This is a genomic window from Streptomyces roseirectus, assembly GCF_014489635.1.
Taxonomy (GTDB): domain Bacteria; phylum Actinomycetota; class Actinomycetes; order Streptomycetales; family Streptomycetaceae; genus Streptomyces; species Streptomyces roseirectus.
Map to the genome: position 1 here is coordinate 4,604,855 of NZ_CP060828.1, position 24,283 is coordinate 4,629,137.

The window sequence follows — 24,283 nt, forward strand, 5'->3', positions numbered from 1 at the left end:
CGGTCCAGGAACCCCGTTTCGGACAACTACCCTTCGGAACCGCTCACTTCAGTGCCAGAGCCTCCGCCAACTTCCGGTACCCCTCCGCCCCTTCCCCCGCCCCCAGTACCTGCGCCACCACATGATCGGCCCCCGCCTCGGCGTGCGCACGCAGTCCCGCAGCCGCCGCCTCCGGTCCACCCTGCGTCACCAGATCCCCGAGGAGCCGATCACTCCCCGGCGCGACGAAGTCCTCGTCGGAGTACCCCAACTTGCGCAGGTTGTTGGTGTAGTTGCTGAGCCCGAGGTACACCCCCACGCTCTCGACGGCCAGTTCACGCGCCCGCACCGGATCCGGGTCGACCACGACCTTCTGCTCGGTCACCAACAGAGGCCCCTCACCGAGGATTTCGCGCGCCCGGCGGGTGTGCTCCGGCGGTACGAGGTAGGGGTGCGCTCCGACGGCCCGCTCCATGGACAGCCGCGTCACCCTGGGCCCGAGCGCCGCCAACACCCGGCGACTGACCGGGACTTCGGCCTCGTCCAGCACGTCCAGATAGTCGTTGAGCGCCTGGTAGGGCCGGGTGTACTCCTGCGTGTTCTCCCGGTGCCCGGCGCCGACGCCCAACAGGAAGCGGTCCGGGTGCCGTTCGACGATCCGGTGATACCCGCGAGCCACCTCCTGCGCCGGGTTGGCCCAGATGTTCACGATCCCGGTCGCGACCACCAGGGTCTCGGTGGCGTCCAACATCCGCTCGATACCGTCGAATTCGGAGACCGAGGGGTTGCCGAGCCACAGCGCGCTGAAGCCGAGCGCTTCCAACTCGACGGCCAGCTCAGGGGATGAACTGCCGAAGCGCCAGACGCCGTACGTACCGAGGCTGAGGGGTGCGGGGTTGCTGTTCGTCGTCATACCTGGGGCCAACGAACCGACACCGCCCCATATTCCGACGCCGATCAAAATATTCCCGGCCCGGCGCTCACCTCACGCTCAACCCCTCACCAAGGCAACTCCCTCCCATGCACCACCTCCAACCGAGAAACCGCCCTGGTCAACACCACATACAACCGATGCCACCCCCGCTCCTCCCCCTCCACGATCGCCGCCGGCTCGACGACCACCACATGGTCGTACTCCAGCCCCTTCACCACCCCCGCCGCAACCACCTCGACCCGCTCCCCCGAAACCCCCTGGAACAAAGGGAGTTCCGCATCCGCGACCACCACCCCCACCGACCCCTCCTCCTTCAGAGCCCGCCGAACGGCCTCCAACACCCCGGCGTACAGGTCGCCTTCACAACGAGTGACCCGCACCTCCCCACCCCCACGCAGCGACCGAGCCGCCGGCACCGAGACCTCCAGCCGCCCCCTCACCCGGTTCGCCAGCTCCAGCACCACAGCGGGTACCCGGAACCCGACGGTGAGCGGCACCACGGCGGCCTCGGGCTTGCCGAGATGACAGAGCTGCCCGGACCAGGACCGAGCGGCCCAGGCGGTCGTCCCCTGGGCAAGATCCCCCAGTACCGTCAGGGACCCGAACTCCGCGCGCCGGGCGATGGCACGGCACTCCATGGGGGACAGGTCCTGCGCCTCGTCGACGACGATGTGCCCGTACCCCGCGGGATGCGCGATCAGACCTGAGACCTCGTCCAGAAGGACCAGATCGGCGGCGGACCAGCGAGCCGACTTCCAGGAGCGCGGCGGACGTGCCCAGACCAGGTCCGCCTGCTCCTCCGCCGACAGCAAGCCGTCCGCGAGATCCGCCAACTCCGGTCCACCCCGCAGGAGTTCGTACACGACCTCCTCCGCCCGCGCCTTCGGCCACACCGCGTCCACGCACCCGCCGACCGCCCGCTCGACCCGTCGTACCCAGGAGCCGTTCCGCGTCCCGCTCCGCCGCTCGGCCTGCTCGCGCATCCGGACGACGATGCGTGTGCGGACCCGCTCGCGGCCGACCTCGTACGGCGGAGCCTCGTCGAGCACGCCGCGCACGATCTCGGCGACCTCCCCCGCGGGTACCCGCCACCGGTACGACCCCTCCTGGACTACGGCACCCTCCGCGTCGTCCGCGCGGACCCTGCCGTACAGGGCCCGGCGCAGCACCTCCGCCATGCGCGGGTCGTGCTTGACGACGGCGGTGGCACGCGGGTCGGTGCCCGTGACCGGGTGACGGCCGACCAGCTCCGTGAGGGTCGACTGCCGGACGCCGGTCTCGCCGAGGGCGGGCAGCACCTCGGAGATGTAGGCGAGGAAGGTGCGGTTGGGGCCGAGGATCAGCAGACCTGCGCGCTCGATCCGCCGCGGGTACGTGTAGAGGAGGTACGCCGCGCGATGCAGCCCGACGGCCGTCTTCCCTGTACCAGGAGCACCCTGCACGCAGACGGAGTCACCGAGCCCGGCGCGCACGAGGTCGTCCTGCTCGGGCTGGATCGTCGCGGCGATGTCCCGCATGGGCCCGACGCGGGGACGTTCCAGCTCACGGGTGAGCAGATCCCCTGGCCCCGCTTCACCGACGCCCGCTTCACCGACCCCCGTTTCGCCGACGCCCGCTTCACCAAGCCCCGCCCCACCACCACCCACTCCCCCGGCGCCCGCCTCACCCCGTGAGACCCGTAGTACCCCCAGCCGCTCATCCTCCAGCCCCGTCAGATCCCCCGACTCCCCCCGGCTCCCCGGCGCCCACCCGAACCGCCGCCGCACATCCACACCCTGTGGATCCCGCACCGACGCCTGATAGAACGCCCGCGAGACCGGCGCCCGCCAGTCCACCACCAACGGCGGATCCGCAGGCCGCTCACTCACCCGCACCCGCCCCACGTAATGCGCCCGCCCGTCCTCGAAGTCGAGCCGCCCGAAGAACAGCGGCCCCTCCGGCAGCTCGCGCAACGCCTTGGCGTGACTGCGTAGTTGGTACCCGAGGACCTCCGCGTCGGCACCGGACGCGGAGACGTCCTCACCGACGACGACCTGCTCGTCAGCGCCGTCGACCATCGCCGCGAAGGCCGTCCGGCAGCGGTCGTGGTGGGCGCGTTCGTGTCGTAGGGATGCCTCTAGCTCAAGCTCGTCAGCCATCCTACGAGCCTAAGCCAAATATTTAACTGAGTCACTTTTTTAACCGACGATCACTCCGAGGTACTAGGGGTATCAGGCTTCGTATACAGCACCTCCCGCGCCTGATCAGCCGCCCGCGCAATGCTCTCCGACACGAAGTCCATGAACCGAGCCATGTTCTCCAGCCGCGTAGCGGCCGGCGTCCCGACCCCTAGTACCCCTACCCCCTGCCGCGCGACGTCCCCCAGATACGCCGTGGCCTTGGCGCTCGCCATCGTCGACTGGTACATCACGTCATCGTCGACGACATACCGCTCCCGCCGCCGCCCGTCCGGCTCCCGCTCCCGCCGCACCAACCCCTGCACCTCAAGGAACGCGATCGCCTTGGACACGGACGCCGCGCTGATCGCGAGCCGCCCGGCGAGTTCGGCGGCGGTGAGACTGCCGCTGTCGGTGACATAAAGCGCGGCCAGCACCCGGGACGTCATATTGGGCAGCCCCTGCTGCGTGAACAGCGTCGCGAACGCGTCCTCGTACTCGCGCACCGCCTCCGCGTCACGCCCGTCAACTCCCGGCGAAACACCGGGCGTTCGGGGCGCGGACTTCTTGCGACGGTGAGCGCGCTGCTCGGTCGCGCGGTGAGCGAGGTCCGCGCGGTACGAGTGGGGGCCGCCATTGCGCATCACCTCGCGCGTGACCGTCGAGGTCGGACGGTCGAGGCGCCGCGCGATCTCCGCGTACGCGAGTCCATCGGCCAGCCCCAGCGCGATCTGCTGACGCTCCGGCTGAGTGAGCCTGCCTCCCGGCATCGCCATCTCCTTCGTGGATCTCCAACTGCCGCCACCATAGCGTTCACCTCCAATTCATTGCAACGTCCACTCGCGCGAGCATTGCGTTACGAACACAACAGTTGCAACGATTTCTAGGCTACGACCTGCAATAACAACCATCCATCGCAACGAATGCGTTGCCAGATACTTCAACGCAACGTAGCTTTTCGATCGTCAGAAACGACGACGAGCGGAAGGCACCCACCATGCACACCTTCACCACCCCCACCCCCATCACCACCCACATCACCCTCCCCGCCGGCCGCATCCAGCTCATCGCCGCCGACCGCACCGACACCACCGTCACCATCCGCCCCGCCAACCCCACCAAGACCCGCGACCAGAAGACCGCCGACCAGATCACCGCCACCTACGACAACACCACCAACACCCTGCGCATCGAAGCCCCCGAACCGAAGAACGCCCTCCTCGGCCACACCGGCGCCGTCGAGATCACCGTCCAGCTCCCCACCGGCTCCCACCTCCACGCCACCACCGACGCCACCGAACTCCGCGGCGTCGGCCGCCTCGGCACCGTCACCCACACCGGCGGATACCGCACCGTCAAACTCGACGAAGCCGACAACGCCCACCTCACCGCCCACGACGCCGACATGACCATCAAACGCCTCACTGGCCCCGCCCACCTCACCACCCAACGCGGCACCCTCCACATCACCGAAGCCACCACCGGCGCCCTCACCCTCACCACCCAGCAGGGCGACATCCACATCGGCACCACCCCCACCACCAACGCCACCCTCGACGCCTCCACCGGCCACGGCCGCATCGCCAACTCCCTCAAGAACAACGGCAACCCCACCCTCACCATCACCGCCACCACCACCCACGGCAACATCACCGCCCACACCCTCTGACCACGAAGGAGCCCCCTGCCATGACCGAACTCGCCATCTCCGCAACCGGGTTGCGCAAGTCCTACGGCGACAAGACCGTGTTGGACGGCGTCGACATAGCCGTACCGCAGGGCACCGTCTTCGCCCTGCTCGGCCCGAACGGCGCGGGCAAGACCACCGCCGTGAAGATCCTGTCCACCCTGATCAGCGCGGACGACGGACAGGCGCGGATCGCCGGGCACCAACTCGGCGCCGGCGCCGCCGAGTCGCAGGCCGTGCGCCGGGCGATCGGCGTCACCGGGCAGTTCTCCGCCGTCGACGGACTCATCACCGGCGAGGAGAACATGCTCCTCATGGCGGACCTGCACCACCTCTCCAAGCGGGAGGGCCGCGAGGTCGCCGCCGAACTCCTCGCCCGCTTCGACCTCACCGAGGCCGCGAGCAAGCCCGCGTCGACCTACTCCGGCGGCATGAAGCGCCGGCTCGACATCGCCATGACCCTCGTCGGCAGCCCCCGCATCATCTTCCTCGACGAGCCGACGACCGGCCTCGACCCGCGTTCCCGGCACAACATGTGGCAGATCATCCGGGAGTTGGTGGCCGACGGTGTCACCGTCTTCCTCACGACGCAGTACCTGGAGGAGGCCGACGAACTCGCCGACAACATCGCGGTGTTGAACGGCGGACGCATCGTCGCGGAAGGCAGCGCCGCGGAGTTGAAGCGCCTGGTCCCCGGCGGCCACGTCCGACTCAGGTTCACCGACCCGGCGTCGTACCAGAGTGCGGTCAGTCTCTTCGAGGAGGCGTCCAGGGACGACGACTCACTCACCCTCCGCATCCCGAGCGACGGCGGACAGCGCCAACTCCGCGCGTTCCTCGACCAGTTGGACACGGCCGCCATCGAGGCCGAGGAACTGACCGTCCACACGCCCGACTTGGACGACGTCTTCTTCGCCCTGACGGAACACGGCGAGCCCGAGCACGTCAGCCCCTGAACAGCCCCCGTTGAACAGTCCCGCCCCCTGACCACACCCCCACACCCACCGCGTCACCCCAACCACCCCAAGGAGAACGCCAGATGAGCGCGTCCCTCGCCCTCCGCGACTGCACCACCATGCTCCGCCGCAACCTCCTACACGCCCGCCGCTACCCCTCCCTCACCCTCAACCTCCTCCTCACCCCGATCATGCTGCTCCTCCTGTTCGTCTACATCTTCGGCGACGCGATGAGCGCCGGCGTCGGCGGCGGCGACCGCGCGGACTACATCGCGTACATCGTCCCCGGCCTGCTGCTGATGACCATCGGCAGCACCACGATCGGCACGGCCGTCTCCGTCTCGAACGACATGACGGAAGGCATCATCGCCCGCTTCCGCACGATGGCGATCCACAGAGGTTCCGTGATCGTCGGGCACGTCATCGGCAGCGTGCTCCAGTCGGTCGCCAGCGTGGTCCTCGTCGGCGCGGTCGGCGTGGCCATCGGGTTCCGGTCGACCGACGCGAGCCCCGTGGAATGGCTCGCCGCGTTCGGGCTGCTGGTGCTGTTCGCGACGGCGCTCACCTGGATCGCCGTCGGCATGGGCCTCGTCAGCCCCAACGCCGAGGCCGCGAGCAACAACGCGATGCCGCTGATCCTGCTGCCGCTGCTGTCCAGCGCGTTCGTGCCGGTCGACACGATGCCGGGCTGGTTCCAGCCGATCGCCGAGTACCAGCCCTTCACGCCGGCGATCGAGACGCTGCGGGGTCTGCTGCTGGGCACGGAGATCGGCAACAACGGCTGGATCGCCGTCGGTTGGTGCCTCGCGTTGACGGTGCTGGGTTACCGCTGGTCGACGGCGAGGTTCGACCAGGACCCCAAGTAGCCGTCATGGCACGGCCGTTCACCACAGGGCGGCGCACCCCGGCAACTCGTCGGCGTGCGCCGCCCGTTCAATGCGGCCGCCCCAACAGCAGACGCCACCGCCCCTCACCCTCGCTCCAACAACCGCCCCACAGCCCCCTCCAACACCCCGAACGCCCCCTCCGCCGCCGCCACCGCGTCCCCCCGGACCTCCGCCACCGTCTCCCCCTCCGCGATCCGCCGCCAGTTCTCCTGCGCCAGGATCCGCCGGACGGCGATGAGTTGTCCGGCCGCGAGCCGCGCCGCGAGATCCCCACCGAGGACGTCGGCGAGGGCGCCCTCGGACCGTTCGAGGAACCCGTACAGCCGCGCGACAAGCGCCGGCGTTCCGTACAACAGGGCATAGAAAGCACGGACGTTGGGGTGATCGTTGAGCCCCGTGATCGGATCCTCGGCCCGCAGCCCCGCCAGGAAGTGCCGCCGCAGCGCCTCCACCGGCGCGAGCCCGGCCGCCCGTCCCTCGGTCACCACCTCCGCCGCCTCCCGCTCGTGGTCCGCGAGCCGGTGCAGGACCAGGTCCTCCTTCGCCGGGAAGTACCGGAACAGCGTCGGCTTCGAGATCTCCGCCGCGGCGGCGACCTCCGCGACGGACACCTCGTCGAACCCGCGTTCGATGAACATCCGCACCGCGATGTCCGACACATCCCGGTACATCCGCTGTTTCTTGCGCTCCCGCAACCCGCTCTCACTCATGCCACGAGCGTACGCAGCACCCCGCGCCCGACGCCCTAACCGGCCAGCGCGAGCCCCAGATAAGGATTGGCCGCCCTCGGCACCGGCAGCCCCAGCACCTCCAGCGCGGCCTTCAACGTCTCCCCGTACGAATCGACCGCCCTGCGCACGTTCGGCGCCTCCAACGCCTCCCGACTCACCAGCCGATCCAGGTCGATGTACGCCGACCGCACGATCTCCAGCCACCGGTACACCAGCCAGTCGCTCTCCCACCCCACCACCCGCTCCCCACCGAGACGTTTCTCCCACCGCCCGAACATCCGTTCCCTGATGGCCTGTTTGGTGGGCGTGAGATGCATGTGCCGCACCAGGTCGTAGAGCGGATCCCCGACCAGCGCCAACTCCCAGTCGATGATGGTGAATTCGGCGGAGTCCTGGCGCCGCACGAGGTTCCAGGGGTTGAGGTCTCCGTGCAGAAGGGAAGGAGCCCGGCGCGTCACGCGATGACGCAGCAGCAACTCCTCCAACCGATGCCCGTCGGGCAGCCCGACCTCCCTGGCCAACTGCGTGGTCTCCTCGGGAAGTTCCCACACGAGCCCAACCAGCGACTCGGTCAACTGCCCGTAGAAATCCCGGTCTTCGGCTCCCGGATCGAGCGACCGCCAGTCCACCTCCGTCAGCGCGCACAACTGGTCCACCAGCGCGTCCGCCTCGTACGGCCGCAGCCCGTCGACCGGATGGCGGGGCACCCGTTCGGGGTCGGGTCCGGCGTACGTGTGGATCGCGAACGGGTCGTCGCGGTAACTCTCCCCGAGCGCAAGGGTCCTGGGCGCCCGCACCGGCACCCGCGACTCGTGGATCGCCCGCAGCACGGCGTGTTCGTACAGCGGACGCCGCTCCCGCCGCCGCACGTCGGGCAGTTGGCGCCGGACGACGACCGGGAAGCCGACGCCGGCCACCTCGACGACGGTGTTGAGGTGCGAGGCACCCTTGAACACCTGGTCCGCTCCGGCCGCGCCCTCCGCGAGGAGCACCGCCTTCACCTGGTCCGTCCCGAACTCCGGTGTGAGCGGGACGCGTTCGGTGTCCAGGCGCCAGTCGAACGCCTTGCCCAGCCAGTCCCGTCCGTTGACGTCGCCACCGTGCCGGGCCGCGTGCCAGCGGAACAGGGCGCGCTCGATCTCCTCGCGCCCCGGCAACCCCCGTAGCCGCAGGGGCCGTTCGGCTGTCTGGAGGGCCCGTTCGACCTCGCGGGTCGCCCGGTCGAGGTCGCGCTGCGTGAACGACGCCTCCAGCCAGCGGGCGGCGCGCATGACGTCCGGGTAGAGGGACTGCGCCCGTTCGAAGTCGAGGTAGTGCCGCAGATCGGTGTCGAACCCGGTCACCGCGGCGGGCCGCGCGCCGCGCATCGCCGACTCCCAGGAGCCGATCACCTCGTCCCACTGCTGCGCCGGGTAACGCATGCGGACGAGGTGTGTCGCGAGGTCCTGCAACGGGTCGCCGAACGTGGCGAGTTCCCAGTCGACGCTGACGAGTCCGCCGTCCTGCGAGGCGTACGGCAGGATCAGGTTGTCGCGGTGCAGGTCGGTGTGCAGGAGGCTGTACGGCCGCCGCGCCATCGCCGGGACGCGCTCCGCGAAGCGGGTCAGGGCGTCCTCCGGGACCCCGAGCGAGCTGAACAGGCCGCCGAACTCACGCCAGTTGGGCATCCGGACCTGCCGGTCGGCCTCTCTGGCAAGGGTTTTGAGGAACGCCTGGCTGTCGGATCCGTGCGTGGGCCAGCCGCTCGGCAGCGGGGGCAGCGCCGTGCGGCGCACCCTCGTCATCTGGGTCAGCAGGCCGGTCAGCGCCGACACGAGCCGACTGTCCACGAGTTTGCCGTTCCCGCAGACGGTGGACAGCGGCACGCCGTTCACATAGCTGTGGACGCTGAAGTCCTCGGCCCGCAGCAGGCAGGTCGGCACGTGCGGCAGATGCGGGAGGACGGCCTTCAGGATCGCGCCCTCGTCCTGCCACGTCCGGATCACCACGGGCAGGGCGGAGCGGCGCCTGACCCGCACCAGCACGGTCGTCCCGGGCTCCTGGCCCAGCCTCCGCGCCAGCGACTCCGGAAGTTTGCAGACGTAGTTGTCGTTGTGATGGCCGCTGGCGACCGGGGCCTTGTTCCTGGCGTCCTCGACGAACGACGACAAGGCGGCGCTGGGCTCGATCACTGACCGCTCCGATGTACTCACGCTGATGGACAGGCACGTGACCTGAGTAACGACACAGTGGTGACGTGGGTGTAGTCACCACTCCTGGGTGTCTGCCTGTTCGACAGCGCGGCCACTGGACGATCCGGAGATCGTAGCCAACGCCCTTTGCGTGCGGGCTACTTGGCGAGGTATTTCCACACGGACTCGAACCACGTCCGCATGCTGTCCACAAAGGCCGTCGGGGCCGAGTTCGGGTCGGAGTCCCGTACTTGGTGGGTGAGTGTCGCGCCGAGGCCGAGGACGTCGAGCGCGTCGACCTCGGCGCCCGAGTCCAGGGTGATCCGGCGTTCGACCACCTGGTAGGGGCCGAACAGGGCCGTGCGGTCGTTGAGCAGGTAGAGCTTGAACGTCGGTGTCAGCGGCACGTATCTGATGTCCAGGGAGACGTCCCGTACCGCACCTTGCGTCTTCAGCTCCGTGAACTGCCGGGTGAGCGTTTTGACGTGCTGCTGGGTCATGGTCTCCAGGCGTTGCTGCAACCGACCGTCCTCGGGATCCCCTTGGGTCCGCGGATACGGCAGGTTGCCGGTGGGAAGCAGCATCCGCAGGGCGAGCCGTTCGGGCGCGATCTGCCCGGAGTAGATGCGCTCCAACTGGGCCACCATGTGCGCGCTCAGCGACTCCGACGTCAACGTGTAGACATCCAGCGCGACTTCACGCTCCTGAAACGCCTCGTCGAGCAACGGCCCCAGCGACAGCACCCGCCCCTGCCGCCTCGGATCCCCCGACGAGATGTGCCGGATCTTCACCACCCGCGACCCACTCCCCGGCCAGCTCCCTCAATACCCGCTGCACGGTGTCCCGCGAGACCCCGAACTCCTCGGCAAGACCCGCTGCGACGGCAGGAACGCCCCCTCGGCGTACAGCCCCTCGGAGATCCGGTACCGCAACTCCCCGGCCACCTGCTGGAACTCCCGCCCACCGCCGTCACCGCTCTGTCGTTCACCCACCCTCCGACCGTAACGCCGACCGCCCGCGAGCACACCACTTTCAGTCAAATCAGCCGTCCAATTGGACTGCAAGTTGCAGGCTTATCCAAGAGTTGTCCGGAGGTGAACGAACATGCTCCTGCTGTCCACGCTGACGGAGTCCCTGAGCCTGACCCTGGGTTACCTGGCCCAGGCACAACTCGGCCCCCTCGGCGTCTTCCTGCTGTTCTGCCTGGGAACAGGACTGCGAGCCCGGCACAGCGGACTCGCGGTCGGCGCCGCGGTGACGCTGGCGGTGCTCATGACCCAGGCGTGAGGAAGCCGGCCCGTCTCCGGACCGCCGTCAGCACCGGAAGCAGCGAGGAGACCACGGTCTCCGCCCCCTCCTTGCGCAACGCCCCCTCCTTGGTCCCGTTGCGCGCGTACCCGAGGAACGGCACCCCGGCCCGCCGGGCGGCCTCCAGGTCCGAGGTCGTGTCACCGATCATCAGGGCGTCCGCGGGCGCCGAACCCATCGCCCGCAACGCCCTGTTGAGACAGTACGGGTCGGGCTTGAGGAGCTGGAGATCCCCGGTACGGCCATAGATGTGCGGGGCGAAACAGTCGGTCAGACCACGGGTCGCGAGGTAACTCGTCACCACACGCGGCGCGTTGTTGGTGGTGACGGCCATCCGCGCGCCGACGGCGACCCAGGTACGGATCAGCGGATCGGCGTACGGCGTGGGCAGCGCCGAGGCCGTGGCCGTCAACTCCTCCTCGGTCAGCCACTCTTCGAGCTCGGCCACCAGATCGCTGCCGGACCGGCGACGGTCCACGGCGCGCAGCACGACGTGCGGATCGAGGCTCAGCCGCTCCGCCTCGTCCAGCAGCCCCCGCAGTCCCCGCCGGTCGAGCCGTTCCACGAGCCCGGCCGCCACCCGGTCCGCCGGGTGCCCGGCGAAGAGCCCGCACACGGGGCCGTCGAAGTCCCAGAGCACGACACGGGCGCGACCGATCAACTCCTCTACTTTTCCGGTCGTGTTGTCGCTCTCGAAAGCCATCCGATCCGTCTGTTTCGTATCAGAAGTCACTAGGAGAGTGTCAGGTCTGTCGTGATGGTTTCCCAGAGGGCGTCGAACCACCGCTGCGACTCCTCGACGAACGCGGCGTCCCGCTGCCCGGTGCGCTTCTCGAAGGAGAAGAGCAGGGACTCGGTCCCGCGCACGTCGTACATGTCGAGCACGCCCTCCTCGGTGGGCTCCTCGTACCGCGCGACCGTGTAGTAAGCCATCAGCGCCTCCTCGCCGTTGAGGAGGTACAGCTTGACCGGAGGGGTGAACGGCAGTGCTCTGAAAGTGACGTTGATGTCGATGCCGTGGGAGCGCAGCGCGCTGAGGTTGTAACGCAGCACCTGCCCCTGCGCGTTGCGCATCGCGAGCCACCGGTCGTGCACCGGGTCCTCGCCCTCGCTGGACCCGACCTGCACCGGGAACGCCAGGTTGATCTTCCGGGACGGCAGCATGATCCGCACGTCGATCTTTTCGGGCCGCACCGCCCCCGCGTGGATGAGCCGCAGCGGCTCACCGAGCGCGGGAATCAGGCTCTCCGAGGTGAGGCAGGCCGCGTCGATGCGGACGTGCGGCACCTGGAAGGCGTCGATGAGCCGGGGCGCGAGGGCGACCATGGTCGGCCGGGGCTCCTCGCCCTCGACGACCGGCGTCTCCGCGATCCGGGGCGGGCTGCCCTTGCTGACGTTCGTCAGCAGCCCGTCCTCCTGGAGCGAGCGCAACGCCTGCCGCACGGCGCCTCGTTCCACCCCGAACTCGTCCGCCAGCTCGGCCTGGGTGGGGAGGCGGTCGCCCGCCTTGAGGTCCCCGATCCGGATCCGCTCCCGCAGGTTGTCGGCGATCTCCTGGGGCGAGAGCCTTCTGCCGGCGTCCACTGCCACCTTCCCCTGGGTCGTCACGGTCGAACGCTACAACTCTCATCCATCTTAGGGCAGTTGCCGACAACTTGTTTGAGGGTTGGTGCCAAGTGGGGACAACATAAGTGAAGTTGGTTGCCAACTTTACCGAGTTGGACGGAGAAAGAGGTGAACCCCATGCCCACGCCCCTCGGCGCGACAGCCCTGATCACCGCCGCCCTCGAACAGGCCGTCCAGTGGAAGTACGGCACGACTGGCACGGTCGCCCTCCTGCTGATCACCGTCGGCATCAGGGCGAGGATCCCCACCCTGACCTCGATCGGCGCCGTGCTCCTCGCCGCGCTGATGACAACTCCCGCCGTCAGCTCGTGAGTTGAAGGTCCGAGCTGATCGTCCCCCACAGCGCGTCGAACCAGAGCCGGGACTGCTCGACGAACGTCGTGTCGCGCGCCCCGGCCCCCCGGCCGAACGCGAACAGCATGGACTGGGTCCCCTCGGCGTCGTACGTCTCCACCCGCTCGTCGTTGATCAGCTGCTCGCGCCGGCGCAGCGTGTAGTAGGCGAACAGCGCCTCGTCCCCGTTGAGCAGGTACAGCTTGACCGGCGGTGTGAACGGCAGTGCGCGGAAGGCGACTTGGACGTCGATGCCGTGCGTCTGGCGCAGCGCGAGGAGGTTGTGCTTGAGCACCTGGCCCTGCGCGTTGCGGTGCAGCAGCCAGTGTTCGCGCAGCCTCCCCGACGCCGAACCGTCCAGCGAGGCGGGGAAGGCGAGCGGGATGTTGCGCGACGGCAGCAGCACCCGCACGTCGACCTTGGCCGGATTCATTCGCCCCGCGTGGATGTGCCGCAGGGGTTCGCCCATGGCAAGTGTCAGTGAGACGGCGGTGAGGCAGAGCGCGTCGATGCGGACGTGATCGGCCTCGAACGCCTCCGCTATGCGCGGCGCGAGCGCGACCGTCGTCGGCTGCGGCGGGGTTTCGGGGCCCCAGTCGGTGAGCCCAACTCGCAGGTCGACGGCGACAGTTGCGGGCGCGCCCTTGGTCATGTTGGTCAGCAGGCGCTCCGCCTGGAGGATGCGCAGGGCCTGCCGGACAGCGCCCCGCTCCACCCCGAACTCGTCCGCCAACCGGGCCTGCGTGGGCATGCGTTCACCGGGCCGCAGCACTCCGGTCCTGATCCGGGTGCGCAGTTCGTCGGCCACCTCGCGGTGTGACTTCTGTGGCCGCTGTGGCCTTTTCCGTCCATTGACGGAGGCGGGTTCCGGCTCCACGGCAAAACAGTACAACTTCCCGCCATCTTCGGACAGTTCCCCGGGAGATGGTTATGAGACGCTTCCAAGCGGACATAAGTACAGTGAAGTTGGCGACCAACTTCACAAGACATGGTCGACATGGTCAAACTTTCAGATGGTTGGTCGGGCTCTCTTCCGGAGGGGAGCCGGGAGCCCGCAGATACGGCGGCCAGGCCGATACGGCGGCCGAAGCCGCGACCGCACAGTCACAACCGCATACGAGGCACCACCGCACAGCCACAACCACATATCGCGAGCACAGTCACAACTTCATAAGCCACAGCTACGAATGCACTACACCGTCAGAAGTAGGACGGGCGTACCTCCGAAGTAGCTCAGCAGTAGCTCAGAGGTACGCCCGGACCAGTGACCGACGACCCCGACCGGAAGGGAGCGAAGCCACACCCCCTAGGGGAAACCCGCAGGGGAGTTCGACTCGACTCAGAACATGTCCGGGCACCATGGCCGCCCGGACGTACGCAGCAGGGCGTCGGCCTCACGCACGGCGCCCGCTCGTACCTCCCGCACCCGGCCCAGCGCCGCCAGCCGCGCCACCGACTCGTCGCCCAGCCACAGCGACGCGAGGTCGGTCACGTCCAGCGCGAGGTCGGCGCCCCGGGTGCTCCGAGCGCAGGACGCCCCCTCCGGCGACGCCGCCAGCAGGAACCGGCCCCCGGCCAGCCCCGCCGCGTCGTCCACCTCCAGGACCAGCTCGCCCGAGCCGGCGTACGTACGCGCCGCCAGGGCCCGCTCGACGTCCAGGATCCGCACCCACAGCCAGTCCGCGAGCTGGGTGATCCCCACGGCGCGGGGGTCGGGGAACAGCCGGGGCAGCAGGTCGTCGGGACCGCGCTGGCCCGACTTCACGGTGGTCACCCAGTCGATCGAGCACAGGAAGTGCCACAGCGCGCGCTCCGCCCGCGGGGACGTCCCGATCAGCCACTTCACCGTCAGCGTGTTCGCGGCCTGCCCGCCCCCGGTCCACGCGTCGTCGACCTCGTACGCCGCCATACCTTCGAGGGACCCCTCGGGCGAGCGGTACGCCACGAACGTCGGCACCGGGCGGTCCCCCTCGTAGACCCGTAGTACTCCGGTCCCCGCGTCCCACCACTGCGGGACACGGCTGACCGCGCCGACCTGCCCCCGCCGCACCCGCTCGTGCAGCTCCGGCCCCGTCTTGCGCACCTCCTCCGGGTCCACCATCTCGATCCGCCCCCCGCACTCGGGCGCGGCCCACCGGGGGTCCAGCCCCGTGCGCGGCACGTCGATCGTCCACTCCGCGACGGACGTCGCCGGCCCGAACCCGTACCTCCCGTAGATCGCGTACTCGGCGGCGATCAGCGTGGCGGCGACGTCCCCCCGCTCCTTCGCGGCGCGCAGGTCCTCCCCCATCACCCGCGTCAGGATCCCCCGCCGCCGGTGCGTGGGCAGCACCGTCACGTTCGAGATCGCGTTCGCCGGTACCAACTGCCCGCCGGGGACGGTGAGTTCCTGGTCGTACGACCGGAACGCCCCCACCACCCGGTCGCCCTCGAACACCCCGTACACCCGCTGCCCCGCGTCCGCGATCCGCCGTGCCTCGGCGCGCTCCTCCGAGACCGCCGGGGCTTGCAGGAACCCGGTGTTGAGCGCCCGCAGCCAGGCGGGCCGCTCGTCGTCGGTGATGAATCGGATATCGAACGTGTCGTCGGTCATACGCCCACGCTAGACACCAAGCCCCGCCGCCCTCCAACGATTTGACCCACGCCGACGGCCGACTGCCCGGTCCCGAAAAAAAGTTTCCGGCCCATGGCAACCCTTTGCGTGGCCTGTGACCACAAAGAGCCGGATCAGGTGAGAAGCCGGATCCGGTCACGCCAGTGGCCGGATCCAGCGCCTCCACCGATCCACCGCACACCGAACGGCACACAAGGAGCCTCCCCTCCCCATGACCACCCCCTCGACGACCCCCAGCTCCCACCGGGCCGCCCGCTCCCGCGCCCACACCCGGGGCCGCCACCGCCGCCGCTGGACCACCACCGCCGTCCTCCTCGCCGTCCCCGCCGCAGCCGTCCCCTACCTCCTGTTCACCCAGGACGACTCCCAGGCCGCGACGATCGACACCGCGGCCTACTACCGCCTGATCTCCGTCCGCAGCGGCAAGGCCCTGGACGTCGACGCCTTCTCCACCGCCGACGGCACCCGCATCCAGCAGTGGACCGACCAGAACACCGCCAACCAGCAGTGGAAGTTCCGCCCCACAAACGGCGGTTACTACGAACTCGTCAACCGCAACAGCGGCAAGGTCCTCGGCATAGCCGGCAACTCAACCGCCAAGTCGGCGGCGGCAGTTCAGCAGACCGATTCCTCATCGACCGCCCAGGAGTGGCGCGTCGACGAGACGAACGGTGCCTTCACCCTCACCTCCCGCAGGAGCGGCCAGGTCCTGGACGTCTCCGGCGGCTCAACTGCCCAGGGAACGCCCGTCATTCAGTTCCCGGGCATCGGAAGCACCAACCAGCGCTGGAAGTTGGTGAAGGTGACCCCGGCGACGACCCCGGGCTCCTCGACCGGCACCACGCAGACGTCCGCCTCCGGACCGTACGCGTGGAAGAACGCCCAGGTCGTGGGCGGCGGTTACGTCACCGGCCTCGTCTTCAACTCCCGTGAGAAGAACCTCCTTTACGCCCGCACCGACATGGGCGGCGCCTACCGCTGGGACGCCGGCGCCAAGCAGTGGCTCCCCCTGACGGACTGGATCGGCGAGAAGGACTGGAACCTCCTCGGCATCGACTCCCTGGCCACCGACGCCGCCGACCCCAACCGCCTCTACCTCGCCGCCGGCACCTACACCAACGACTGGGCGGGCAACGGCGCGATCCTGCGCTCCACCGACCGGGGCCGCACCTTCCAGCGCACCGACCTCCCCTTCAAGGTCGGCGGCAACGAGGACGGCCGCGGCGCGGGCGAACGCCTCGTCATCGACCCCGCGAACCACGCCAACCTCCTCCTGGGCACCCGCAAGAACGGCCTGTGGCGCAGCACGGACTTCGGGTCGACTTGGCGTCAGGTCACGGGCTTCCCGGTCCGGGACGGCGTCCCCGTCACCTTCGTCACCTACGGCCCGGCGGGCAGCGGAACGGTCTACGCCGGGACGGCCGACAAGTCCGCGCCCCTGTACCGCTCCACCGACGGCGGCACCACCTGGAAGCCCGTCGCCGGCCAGCCGACCGGTCAACTCCCGCAGCACGGCGTCCTGTCGGGCGACGGCACCCTGTACCTGACCTACACCGACGCCCTCGGCCCCAACGGCGTGACGGCGGGCTCGGTCTGGAAGTACACCGCGTCCGGCGTGTGGAAGAACATCTCGCCCTCGCAAGGCAGTTACGGCTTCTCCGGCCTCGCCGTCGACCCGCGTGACCCGTCCACGGTGATGGTCACGACCCTCGACCGCTGGTGGCCCGAGGACGAGATCTACCGGACGACGGACGGCGGTTCGACCTGGAAGGCGCTGGCCGAGAAGTCCGTGCGCGACGCCTCCGCCGCCCCGTACGTCGGCACCGGCGTCGGCCACTGGATGACGGCCCTCGCGATCGACCCCTTCGACTCCGGCCACGTCCTGTACGGCACCGGCAACGGCATCTGGCGCAGCCAGGACGCGAACGCCTCCGACACGGGCGGCACCAGCCACTGGACCGTCGGTGCGCAGGGCCTCGAAGAGACCGCGCTGCTGGACGCCGTCGCCCCGCCCGGCGGCGGGACCCTCGTCACCGCCATGGGTGACCAGGGCGGTTTCCACTACGACGGCGCCCTGACCAAGGTGCCCACCGGACGCCTGAGCAACCCCCTCATGACCAACAGCACCAGCATCGACTTCGCCCAGTCCAGCCCCTCGACGATGGTCCGCGTCGGCCGTGGCGGCAAGCAGGACGGCGCGTACTCCACCGACGGCGGCCGCACCTGGACCGGGTTCACGTCGGAGCCGGTGCCCAGCGCCGACAGCGGCCACGTAGCTCTTTCGGCCGACGGCTCCGCGATCGTCTGGACGGAGTCCGGCCAGGCCCCCTACCGCTCCACCGACAGGGGTACGACCTGGTCCCGCTCGGCGGGTCTTCCGGCTAACTCGGAAGTAGTAGCCGACCGCTCCACCTCCGGCACCTTCTACTCCCTGTCCAACGGCACCCTCTACGCCAGCACCGACGCGGGCGCGACCTTCACCCCCCGGGCCACGAACCTCCCCGGCGGCCGTCTGTCCGTCACCCCCGGCGCTGCCGGTGACCTGTGGCTCTCCGGTGGTTCGGGCGGTCTCCTGCACTCCACGGACGCGGGCCGTACCTTCACCAAGGTCTCCACGGTGCAGTCCGCCTCGGCCCTCGGCTTCGGCAAGCCGGCTCCGGGTTCTTCCCAGCAGACGCTCTACGTGATCGCCACCGTCAACAACACCCCCGGCGTCTACCGCTCCACCGACCGGGCCGCCACCTGGGTCCGCGTCAACGACAACGCCCACCAATGGGGCGCGCTGACCGGCACCGCCGTCATCACCGGCGACCCCGACACCTTCGGCCGCGTCTACATCGGCACCAACGGCCGCGGCCTCCAGTACGGCGACCCTTCCTGATCCACCCCGGGGCGGCCCCACCCGCCCCACCCCTCTCCCCGCCTCACCCCAGCAGGTCGTCCACCTGGGCCTCACCCTCCCGATACCTGCGAGTGATCTCCGCCCCGCAGTCGTCCGCCGCCCGCTGCAACCCCTGTCTACGCCGGGAGACCTCCTGCTCGTAGCCCTCAAGTCTCCCCATCGCCTCGGTCAGCTCCCCGTCCGTGCGGGCGGACAGGTCCGACAGCTCCACCTCGCCCAGCATCTCCGCGGCCAGCCTCCGGTACTCCTCCCCCCGAGGGGTACCGAGCGTCACGTGCCGAGCGGACGACCGGTACCGGGCCGGTCCGTCCGCCAGGATCTCCGACAGCCGCTCCACCACTCCCCCCACCACGGCGGCCCCCCGGCACGCCAACTCCGCCCGCAGGATGTCGATCCGCCCCTGCAACAGCCGCCGCACGTAACTGAGATCCGCCTCGTCCCGGAGCGCGTCCCGCCGCATGTCGCGCAGCTCGGCCAGGCTGAGCCGGGACAGGTCGTACTCCTCGTACCGCGTGCCCGATGTACTGAGTGTGCTCATCCGCCTCTACCGTCCCCTCGACCGGCGTGTGGGAAGCATGGTGCCACCCCAAGTGGCCGCTATGTGACCGAGTGCCCCCGAACGGCCCCAGATGGGGGCTTTCGACACCCACTTTCGCCCCCGGCATGATGGGCGCATGCGAGCGGTAGTACAGAGAGCGGACGGCGCGAGCGTCGTCGTCGACGGCGAGACGGTGGGCGAGTTCACCGGCGAGGGCCTGTGCGTCCTGGTGGGCGTGACTCACGACGACACGAAGGAGAAAGCAGCCCAACTGGCCCGAAAACTATGGACGATCCGCATGCTGACGGACGAGCGGTCCTGCAGCGACACCAACGCCCCCCTCCTCGTCATCAGCCAGTTCACCCTCTACGGCGACGCCCGCAAGGGCCGCCGCCCCACCTGGAACGCCGCCGCCCCCGGCACCCTCGCCGAACCCCTGGTCGACACCGTCGTTTCGGAACTACGTACGCTGGGCGCAACCGTGACAACAGGCCACTTCGGCGCCCAAATGCGAGTAACCCTGACGAACGACGGCCCTTTCACGGTCCTGCTCGACATCTGAGGCTCCCGCGGGCACGCCCACCCGAATACACCCCCGGCACAACGCGCGCACGGACGACCCCGGCATGGGGATCGACGTGGACGTCCGGGACGACGCGCAGTTCGAGGTGTTTCTGACCCTGGCCCTGGCCCTGGCCCCCACACGATCCACGCCGAGGCCGGCCAGGGCGACCACCCGCCGGCTGGCCCTCACCCCGCAGGAGCACGCCCCGACCTCACCGCACGGTCGGCCCGGCACGGAATCCCGCCCACAGCCCTACCCCCGGCGCCCTAGCCCTCACGAGCTACCCCTGAAGAGCCACCCGGGCCCCACCCCTGAGGGCCAGCCCAAGGCCGGCCTCACCCCTAAGGCTCGACAATCACTTCCTGCGCCGCAGCCGTCTCCCCCACGACCAACGCCGCATCGACCGGCACGTTCCGCTTGACCAGGGCGAGGGCGATGGGCCCGAGTTCGTGGTGGCGGACGGCGGTGGTGACGAAGCCGATCTTGCGGCCGTCGACACCCTCCGTGGCGACCCGGATCTCGGCCCCCCGCGCGGGCAACTGCACTTCGCTGCCGTCGAGATGGAGGAAGACGAGCCGCCGGGGAGGCTTGCCGAGGTTCTGGACGCGGGCGACGGTCTCCTGCCCCCGGTAGCACCCCTTCTGGAGATGGACGGCGGTCCCGATCCACCCCAGCTCGTGCGGGATGGTCCGGTGATCGGTCTCGAACCCGACCCGGGGCCGATGCTGCTCGACGCGGAACGCCTCGTACGCGAGGATCCCGGCCGCGTCCCCCACCTCGGCGGCGAACGACTCCAGCTCCTCCCGGGGAAGGAACACATCCCGCCCGTAGGGGGTCTCCCGTACGACCACGGAGCCAGGCACCTCGACCACGGACCCGGCCGGCAGATGCACCACCCCGAACTCCCCGGTCCGGTCGGCGACCTCGACCCGGTAGAAGAACTTCATGGACTCCAGGTACGAGAGCAACGCCTCCTGCGTCCCGGGCTCCACATGCGCCCAGACGGTCGCCCCGTCGTCGACGAGGTACAGCGCGTGCTCGATGTGCCCGTTCGCGGAAAGGATCAACGCCTCGGTGGCCACCCCGGACGGCAGCTCGCTGACGTGCTGGGTGAGCAGCAGATGCAGCCAGGCGAGCCGGTCGTCCCCGCTCACCGCGATCACCCCGCGATGCGAGAGGTCGACGAACCCCCGCCCGTCGGCGAGAGCCCGCTGCTCCCGGAACAGATCCCCGTAGTGGGCGGCGACACCGTCGTCCACACCCTCGGCGGACACCGCGCCGGGCAAGGACAGCAAGGGACTCTTCATACTCCCAACCCTACGACGGGGTGACGGAACCCCCGAAAGTCACCGCCCGTCGGCCACGGCCGAACACTCCGCGCACCGCCCGAAGATCGCGAAGTGCTTCATGTCGGTCTCGAACCCGAACGTCTCCCGCAGCGACGCCGTGAACTGCGCCGCGACGGACACGTCCGCCTCGATCACCCGCTCACAGTCCCGGCACACGAGATGCAGATGATGGTGCCGGTCGGCGAGATGGTAAGTCGGCGCCCCGTGCCCGAGATGCGCATGGCTGACCAGCCCCAACTCTTCCAGCAGCTCCAGCGTCCGGTAGACCGTGGAAATATTGACCCCCGACGCGGTCTTCCTCACTTCCGCGAGGATCTCGTCGGGGGTCGCGTGCTCCAGCGTGTCCACGGCTTCCAACACAAGCTGCCGCTGCGGCGTCAGCCGATACCCACGCTGCCTGAGGTCGCTCTTCCAGTCGGTGCTCACCACACTGGAGAGTCTAGGACTACTTGAAGAAAGCGATCCCGTCGTCGGGCATGTCCTGCGGAAGTGCCTTGGCCCAGCGGGCGACCTCTTCGGGGGTGACGACCTTCTTGAGGTGCGCGGACATGTAGGGGCGCAGCTCGACCTCGGGGGTCTGCTTCTCGCCGACCCACATGAGGTCGCTCTTGACGTACCCGTACAACCTCTTGCCACCGGTGTAAGGGGCAGACGCCGCGGTCCGGGCGACGGCGTCGGTGACGAGGTCGATCTGCGGCTTCTGCTTCGCCAGCTCGCCGTACCAGATCTCGACGACGCCGTCGTCGCGGACCATGGTCACCTCGACCTTGCGGTCGGCGTCGATGCGCCAGAAGCCGTGCTCGGACTCCAGGGGGCGGACCTTGTTGCCGTCGCCGTCCAGTACCCAGGTATGAGAGGTGTACTCCAGGAAGTCACGCCCGTCCTGGGTGAAGCTGACCTCCTGCCCGAAGTTGCACTTCTCGGAGCCGGGGAAGTCGTGCACACCGGCGCCGGCCCACTCGCCGAGCAGGAACGCGAGGGGCAGAAGGTCCTTGTGCAGGTCGGACGGGATCTCGATCATCTGGCTTCCTGGTATGACGGGTCAGCGCTGGCCCTGGTACAGCTTCTTCACGGTCAGCCCGGCGAACGCGAGCACGCCGACGCAGACCAGGACGAGGAGAGCTTCGAAGAAGACTTCAAGCACGGGGTGCTCCTAGGAGGCGCGATTCAGGTACACAAGGCCGCCCCCCAGCTTACGCCGCCCCGTCCGCCCCCACTCATCGGCCCGGTACCGAGGCCAGCAGCTGGCTCTGGAGTACTACGGTCTGCTGGAACGGCACGGCCCCGGCCGAACCCTTACGGGACTGGAGGACGACGGCCATGACGTCCCCGGCGAAGAGGTACGCCTGCCGAAGCTGCTCGGCCCCGTAGGGCCGCTTCTCGTCGTAGGCGTCCCGGTCGACCCCGGCGACGTTGGACTCGGCGGCGAAGGCGTCGTCGAACGTCGTCTCCGTGGCCCCCCGCGCGGGGTACACCGGGTCGTCGTACCCGGTCAGGTTCTCGCGGAGGCGGGCGGTGACGGCGGGGTCGTCGAGACGCAGGAGGTAGACGGCGGTACGGGTCCCGTCGGGGGTGGTCCAGCCGCGCGCGGCGACGTGCCGCAGCCCGTAGTCGGTGAGGTACTGCCCGACGGTGACACGGTCCTCGGCGGACGCGTACACCGCGAGGAAGTCCTTGACGCCGAGCCACCCGTCACGCCCGCGCAGCGCGGTGTCCTCGACGGCGCCCTCAGGGGCGGGCAGCACATAGGACCGCAGGTCGGACCCGGTGACGGGCCGCTGCACCTCCGGGTACTCCCAGCGCCCGTCGGACTCGGTGGCGAGCCCGGGGACGTCGGTCCGCTCCATCCGGGTGATCCCGTAGGCGGTCCCCGCCCCGAGCACCCCGAAGACGACGACGGCGGCACCCCACCGCAGAACGCCCCGCAGAACACGCCGCCCCCGCGCAGGGGGCGCCCCCGTAATACCCGTAGGGGACTCGACGGCCCCCTCCACGACCTCGTCCGCGACGGCCTCGGCCACCCCCGCCTCCCTCTGCTCACTCATACGGCACGCCCCGGATCGTCGATACGGTCAAGCTGCTCGGCCACGAACGCGGCGACCCCCTCGCTGTCCAGCGAACCGGCCCCGGTGGCGCTGAAGAAGACGACGAGGTCCCCGACCCCTGCCGTGCACTGGATGCCCGTCAGCTTCTCCTCGTCCGGCTCCTTCTCACCCGCCCGCGCCTTCGGCACGAGGCACAGCGCGTCCTTGTGCCCCTTGACGACGGGCCCCTTCCCGAGGACCCCGGAGTCGGCGAGTTCCCGATACCCCTGGGTGACGAAGCGTACGGAGGACCGGTCGGCGAGCCGGGTCAGCGTCACCTGGACGACGTAGGGGTCACTCTTCTCGCCGAACCAGTCCTCCCTGCTGAGGTAGGTCCGCAGAGCCATGCTCTTGATCCGGTGCTTCTCGACGGAGTCGCGGTACTTCTTGGGCATGTCCTTGAGCGAGTTCGCGCGCAAGGCGGTGGCCTGCCGCTCGTTGAACTCGGTGTCGTGCCCGAAGTCCTCGACGTCGGGTCCGGGCCGCAGCCCGTCCGTCCCGTAGGGGACGAAGAGCGCGCGCAGGGACCCCGCGGCGGGCTGGTCGACGGCGCCCCCCGACGCCGCCGGCTTGGGAAACACCCAGCTCACGTCCCCCGGCTCCCGATCGGCCCCGCGCACGGTGACGACGGTGTACCCGACGCCCGCGAGGACGACGGAGGCGAGCAGCGCGCCCCCGAGAACGGCACCGGCGCGACGCCGGCGAACGGGCTTCTCGTCGCTCACAGCTTCCCCATCTGCCGCTGGGCGAGCCCCATGATCGCGGACTTGGAAATCGGCTTGGTGTCGTAGACGTAGATCTGGACGTACAGATCCCCGCGCCAGGCGTGCGCCTCGGCGGAGTAGAGGGGGAGGTACCCGTCCTTGTTGTCGGGGCTGTCGTGGACGTAGACCGTCCCTCCCTGGTACCCCGTACCAGGGAGGGACCAGTCGCGGGTATCGGCCTCGTCCTCGGCCCAGTACTGCCCGTTGGAGGCGGACTCCGCGGCCCCGGCGACGTCGCCGCTCTGGTTGTACTGGATAAGGCTCACGCGGACGAGACGGCGCTCGCCCTCCAGCCAGTTGGTGGTGACGGCGCGGCGGAACCCGTCCTCGACGGCGGTGTTGAAGACGCTGGACGGTTCGGCGAAGGTGGCGGAGTACGCGGCGAGGGACATCCACGTGGCCTCGCCCCGCCAGCTCCCCTGCGGCAGCGCCTTGCCCCCCTTCGGCCTGCTGACCAGCAGTTTCCGCAGATCACCGTCGGTTTTGACGCGCCGGTCGAGAGCGGCGGACAGCGGCTCGGGGGAACTGCCCTTGGCCTGCGGGACGGCGGCCTGGGAGAGCGGCGGCAAGGGGGTGGGAGACCGCTCGGCCTGGACGAGGTACCCCGTACACACCCCGGAGAGGACCCCGAGGCAGGCGGCGGTGGAGATGAGGAGGGCGGTACGGCCCCGGCGTTTCAAAGAGTCCCCCCGGACGAAG

General features: G+C 69.6%; 25 protein-coding genes. 7 read left to right on the top strand and 18 right to left on the bottom strand.

Going from position 1 to position 24,283, the window contains the following annotated elements; translation table 11 throughout:
• Nucleotides 1–43: 43 nt before the first annotated feature.
• The 3 genes from IAG44_RS19060 to IAG44_RS19070 form a co-directional block, all read right to left on the bottom strand.
• Nucleotides 44–892, bottom strand: a complete 849-nt coding sequence (locus IAG44_RS19060) for an LLM class F420-dependent oxidoreductase (RefSeq protein WP_187748295.1) — start codon at nucleotides 890–892, stop codon at nucleotides 44–46.
• Between the two features lie 86 nt (nucleotides 893–978).
• Complete coding sequence (locus tag IAG44_RS19065) at nucleotides 979–3,051, bottom strand: HelD family protein (protein WP_187748296.1); 2,073 nt, start codon at nucleotides 3,049–3,051, stop codon at nucleotides 979–981.
• Between the two features lie 50 nt (nucleotides 3,052–3,101).
• Nucleotides 3,102–3,839, bottom strand: a complete 738-nt coding sequence (locus IAG44_RS19070) for a GbsR/MarR family transcriptional regulator (protein ID WP_187748297.1) — start codon at nucleotides 3,837–3,839, stop codon at nucleotides 3,102–3,104.
• Nucleotides 3,840–4,066: 227 nt separating this feature from the next.
• Here IAG44_RS19070 and IAG44_RS19075 point away from each other — a divergent pair, with 227 nt between their 5' ends.
• The 3 genes from IAG44_RS19075 (at nucleotide 4,067) to IAG44_RS19085 (ending at nucleotide 6,578) form a co-directional block, all read left to right on the top strand.
• The gene (locus IAG44_RS19075) at nucleotides 4,067–4,738 is read left to right on the top strand and encodes a DUF4097 family beta strand repeat-containing protein (RefSeq protein ID WP_187748298.1); all 672 of its coding nucleotides are present in this window, start codon (nucleotides 4,067–4,069) and stop codon (nucleotides 4,736–4,738) included.
• A gap of 20 nt (nucleotides 4,739–4,758) precedes the next feature.
• Nucleotides 4,759–5,712, top strand: a complete 954-nt coding sequence (locus tag IAG44_RS19080; protein ID WP_187748299.1) for an ATP-binding cassette domain-containing protein — start codon at nucleotides 4,759–4,761, stop codon at nucleotides 5,710–5,712.
• Between the two features lie 83 nt (nucleotides 5,713–5,795).
• Complete coding sequence (locus IAG44_RS19085; protein ID WP_187748300.1) at nucleotides 5,796–6,578, top strand: ABC transporter permease; 783 nt, start codon at nucleotides 5,796–5,798, stop codon at nucleotides 6,576–6,578.
• A 104-nt stretch (nucleotides 6,579–6,682) separates the two neighbouring features.
• Here IAG44_RS19085 and IAG44_RS19090 read toward each other — a convergent pair whose 3' ends face one another.
• The 4 genes from IAG44_RS19090 to IAG44_RS44555 all read right to left on the bottom strand — a co-directional run bounded on the left by IAG44_RS19090 (nucleotide 6,683) and on the right by IAG44_RS44555 (nucleotide 10,493).
• On the bottom strand, nucleotides 6,683–7,309 hold the full coding sequence (locus IAG44_RS19090) for a TetR family transcriptional regulator (RefSeq protein ID WP_187748301.1): 627 nt from the start codon (nucleotides 7,307–7,309) through the stop codon (nucleotides 6,683–6,685).
• 35 nt (nucleotides 7,310–7,344) lie between these two features.
• Nucleotides 7,345–9,501 carry a phosphotransferase gene (locus IAG44_RS19095; protein WP_187748302.1) on the bottom strand — a complete coding sequence of 719 codons (2,157 nt, stop codon included), beginning with the start codon at nucleotides 9,499–9,501 and terminating at the stop codon, nucleotides 7,345–7,347.
• Between the two features lie 158 nt (nucleotides 9,502–9,659).
• Nucleotides 9,660–10,295: a GntR family transcriptional regulator gene (locus IAG44_RS19100; protein WP_187748303.1), complete on the bottom strand. Its 636-nt coding sequence runs from the start codon at nucleotides 10,293–10,295 to the stop codon at nucleotides 9,660–9,662.
• 27 nt (nucleotides 10,296–10,322) lie between these two features.
• On the bottom strand, nucleotides 10,323–10,493 hold the full coding sequence (locus tag IAG44_RS44555) for a hypothetical protein (protein ID WP_187748304.1): 171 nt from the start codon (nucleotides 10,491–10,493) through the stop codon (nucleotides 10,323–10,325).
• Between the two features lie 112 nt (nucleotides 10,494–10,605).
• On the opposite strand from IAG44_RS44555, the gene IAG44_RS19115 reads away from it, so the two are divergent.
• Nucleotides 10,606–10,788: a hypothetical protein gene (locus IAG44_RS19115; RefSeq protein ID WP_187748305.1), complete on the top strand. Its 183-nt coding sequence runs from the start codon at nucleotides 10,606–10,608 to the stop codon at nucleotides 10,786–10,788.
• Here the strand turns inward: IAG44_RS19115 and IAG44_RS19120 are convergent.
• Nucleotides 10,772–11,512: an HAD family hydrolase gene (locus tag IAG44_RS19120; protein WP_187748306.1), complete on the bottom strand. Its 741-nt coding sequence runs from the start codon at nucleotides 11,510–11,512 to the stop codon at nucleotides 10,772–10,774. The two genes, IAG44_RS19115 and IAG44_RS19120, sit on opposite strands and share 17 nt — an antisense overlap.
• Nucleotides 11,513–11,541: 29 nt before the next feature.
• The gene (locus IAG44_RS19125) at nucleotides 11,542–12,417 is read right to left on the bottom strand and encodes a FadR/GntR family transcriptional regulator (protein ID WP_246561873.1); all 876 of its coding nucleotides are present in this window, start codon (nucleotides 12,415–12,417) and stop codon (nucleotides 11,542–11,544) included.
• Between the two features lie 135 nt (nucleotides 12,418–12,552).
• Here IAG44_RS19125 and IAG44_RS19130 point away from each other — a divergent pair, with 135 nt between their 5' ends.
• Nucleotides 12,553–12,747, top strand: coding sequence for a hypothetical protein (locus IAG44_RS19130; RefSeq protein WP_187748307.1), 195 nt, complete (start codon nucleotides 12,553–12,555; stop codon nucleotides 12,745–12,747).
• Here the strand turns inward: IAG44_RS19130 and IAG44_RS19135 are convergent.
• Together IAG44_RS19135 and IAG44_RS19140 are read right to left on the bottom strand one after the other, a co-directional pair.
• Entirely contained in the window at nucleotides 12,737–13,660 is a 924-nt protein-coding gene (locus IAG44_RS19135) for a winged helix-turn-helix domain-containing protein (protein ID WP_187748308.1), read from the bottom strand. The two genes, IAG44_RS19130 and IAG44_RS19135, sit on opposite strands and share 11 nt — an antisense overlap.
• Before the next feature lie 447 nt (nucleotides 13,661–14,107).
• Entirely contained in the window at nucleotides 14,108–15,361 is a 1,254-nt protein-coding gene (locus IAG44_RS19140) for a GNAT family N-acetyltransferase (protein WP_187748309.1), read from the bottom strand.
• 232 nt (nucleotides 15,362–15,593) lie between these two features.
• Between IAG44_RS19140 and IAG44_RS19145 the strand changes: the two genes are divergently transcribed.
• Nucleotides 15,594–18,263 (top strand): RICIN domain-containing protein, encoded by a 2,670-nt coding sequence (locus IAG44_RS19145; protein ID WP_187748310.1) that lies wholly within the window; start codon nucleotides 15,594–15,596, stop codon nucleotides 18,261–18,263.
• A 43-nt stretch (nucleotides 18,264–18,306) separates the two neighbouring features.
• Here IAG44_RS19145 and IAG44_RS19150 read toward each other — a convergent pair whose 3' ends face one another.
• Nucleotides 18,307–18,822, bottom strand: a complete 516-nt coding sequence (locus IAG44_RS19150; RefSeq protein WP_187748311.1) for an RsiG family protein — start codon at nucleotides 18,820–18,822, stop codon at nucleotides 18,307–18,309.
• A 136-nt stretch (nucleotides 18,823–18,958) separates the two neighbouring features.
• On the opposite strand from IAG44_RS19150, the gene dtd reads away from it, so the two are divergent.
• Complete coding sequence (gene dtd, locus IAG44_RS19155; RefSeq protein WP_187748312.1) at nucleotides 18,959–19,384, top strand: D-aminoacyl-tRNA deacylase; 426 nt, start codon at nucleotides 18,959–18,961, stop codon at nucleotides 19,382–19,384.
• Nucleotides 19,385–19,728: 344 nt separating this feature from the next.
• Here dtd and ygfZ read toward each other — a convergent pair whose 3' ends face one another.
• From ygfZ to IAG44_RS19185, 6 genes are all read right to left on the bottom strand, one after another.
• Complete coding sequence (gene ygfZ, locus IAG44_RS19160; RefSeq protein WP_187748313.1) at nucleotides 19,729–20,694, bottom strand: CAF17-like 4Fe-4S cluster assembly/insertion protein YgfZ; 966 nt, start codon at nucleotides 20,692–20,694, stop codon at nucleotides 19,729–19,731.
• Nucleotides 20,695–20,733: 39 nt separating this feature from the next.
• The gene (locus IAG44_RS19165) at nucleotides 20,734–21,165 is read right to left on the bottom strand and encodes a Fur family transcriptional regulator (RefSeq protein WP_187748314.1); all 432 of its coding nucleotides are present in this window, start codon (nucleotides 21,163–21,165) and stop codon (nucleotides 20,734–20,736) included.
• A gap of 16 nt (nucleotides 21,166–21,181) precedes the next feature.
• Nucleotides 21,182–21,757, bottom strand: coding sequence for a heme-binding beta-barrel domain-containing protein (locus tag IAG44_RS19170; protein WP_187748315.1), 576 nt, complete (start codon nucleotides 21,755–21,757; stop codon nucleotides 21,182–21,184).
• A 196-nt stretch (nucleotides 21,758–21,953) separates the two neighbouring features.
• Nucleotides 21,954–22,781 carry a hypothetical protein gene (locus IAG44_RS19175; protein WP_187748316.1) on the bottom strand — a complete coding sequence of 276 codons (828 nt, stop codon included), beginning with the start codon at nucleotides 22,779–22,781 and terminating at the stop codon, nucleotides 21,954–21,956.
• On the bottom strand, nucleotides 22,778–23,545 hold the full coding sequence (locus IAG44_RS19180) for a hypothetical protein (protein ID WP_187748317.1): 768 nt from the start codon (nucleotides 23,543–23,545) through the stop codon (nucleotides 22,778–22,780). The genes IAG44_RS19175 and IAG44_RS19180 overlap by 4 nt, the downstream gene beginning before the upstream one ends.
• The gene (locus tag IAG44_RS19185) at nucleotides 23,542–24,264 is read right to left on the bottom strand and encodes a hypothetical protein (RefSeq protein WP_187748318.1); all 723 of its coding nucleotides are present in this window, start codon (nucleotides 24,262–24,264) and stop codon (nucleotides 23,542–23,544) included. The genes IAG44_RS19180 and IAG44_RS19185 overlap by 4 nt, the downstream gene beginning before the upstream one ends.
• Nucleotides 24,265–24,283: the final 19 nt, after the last annotated feature.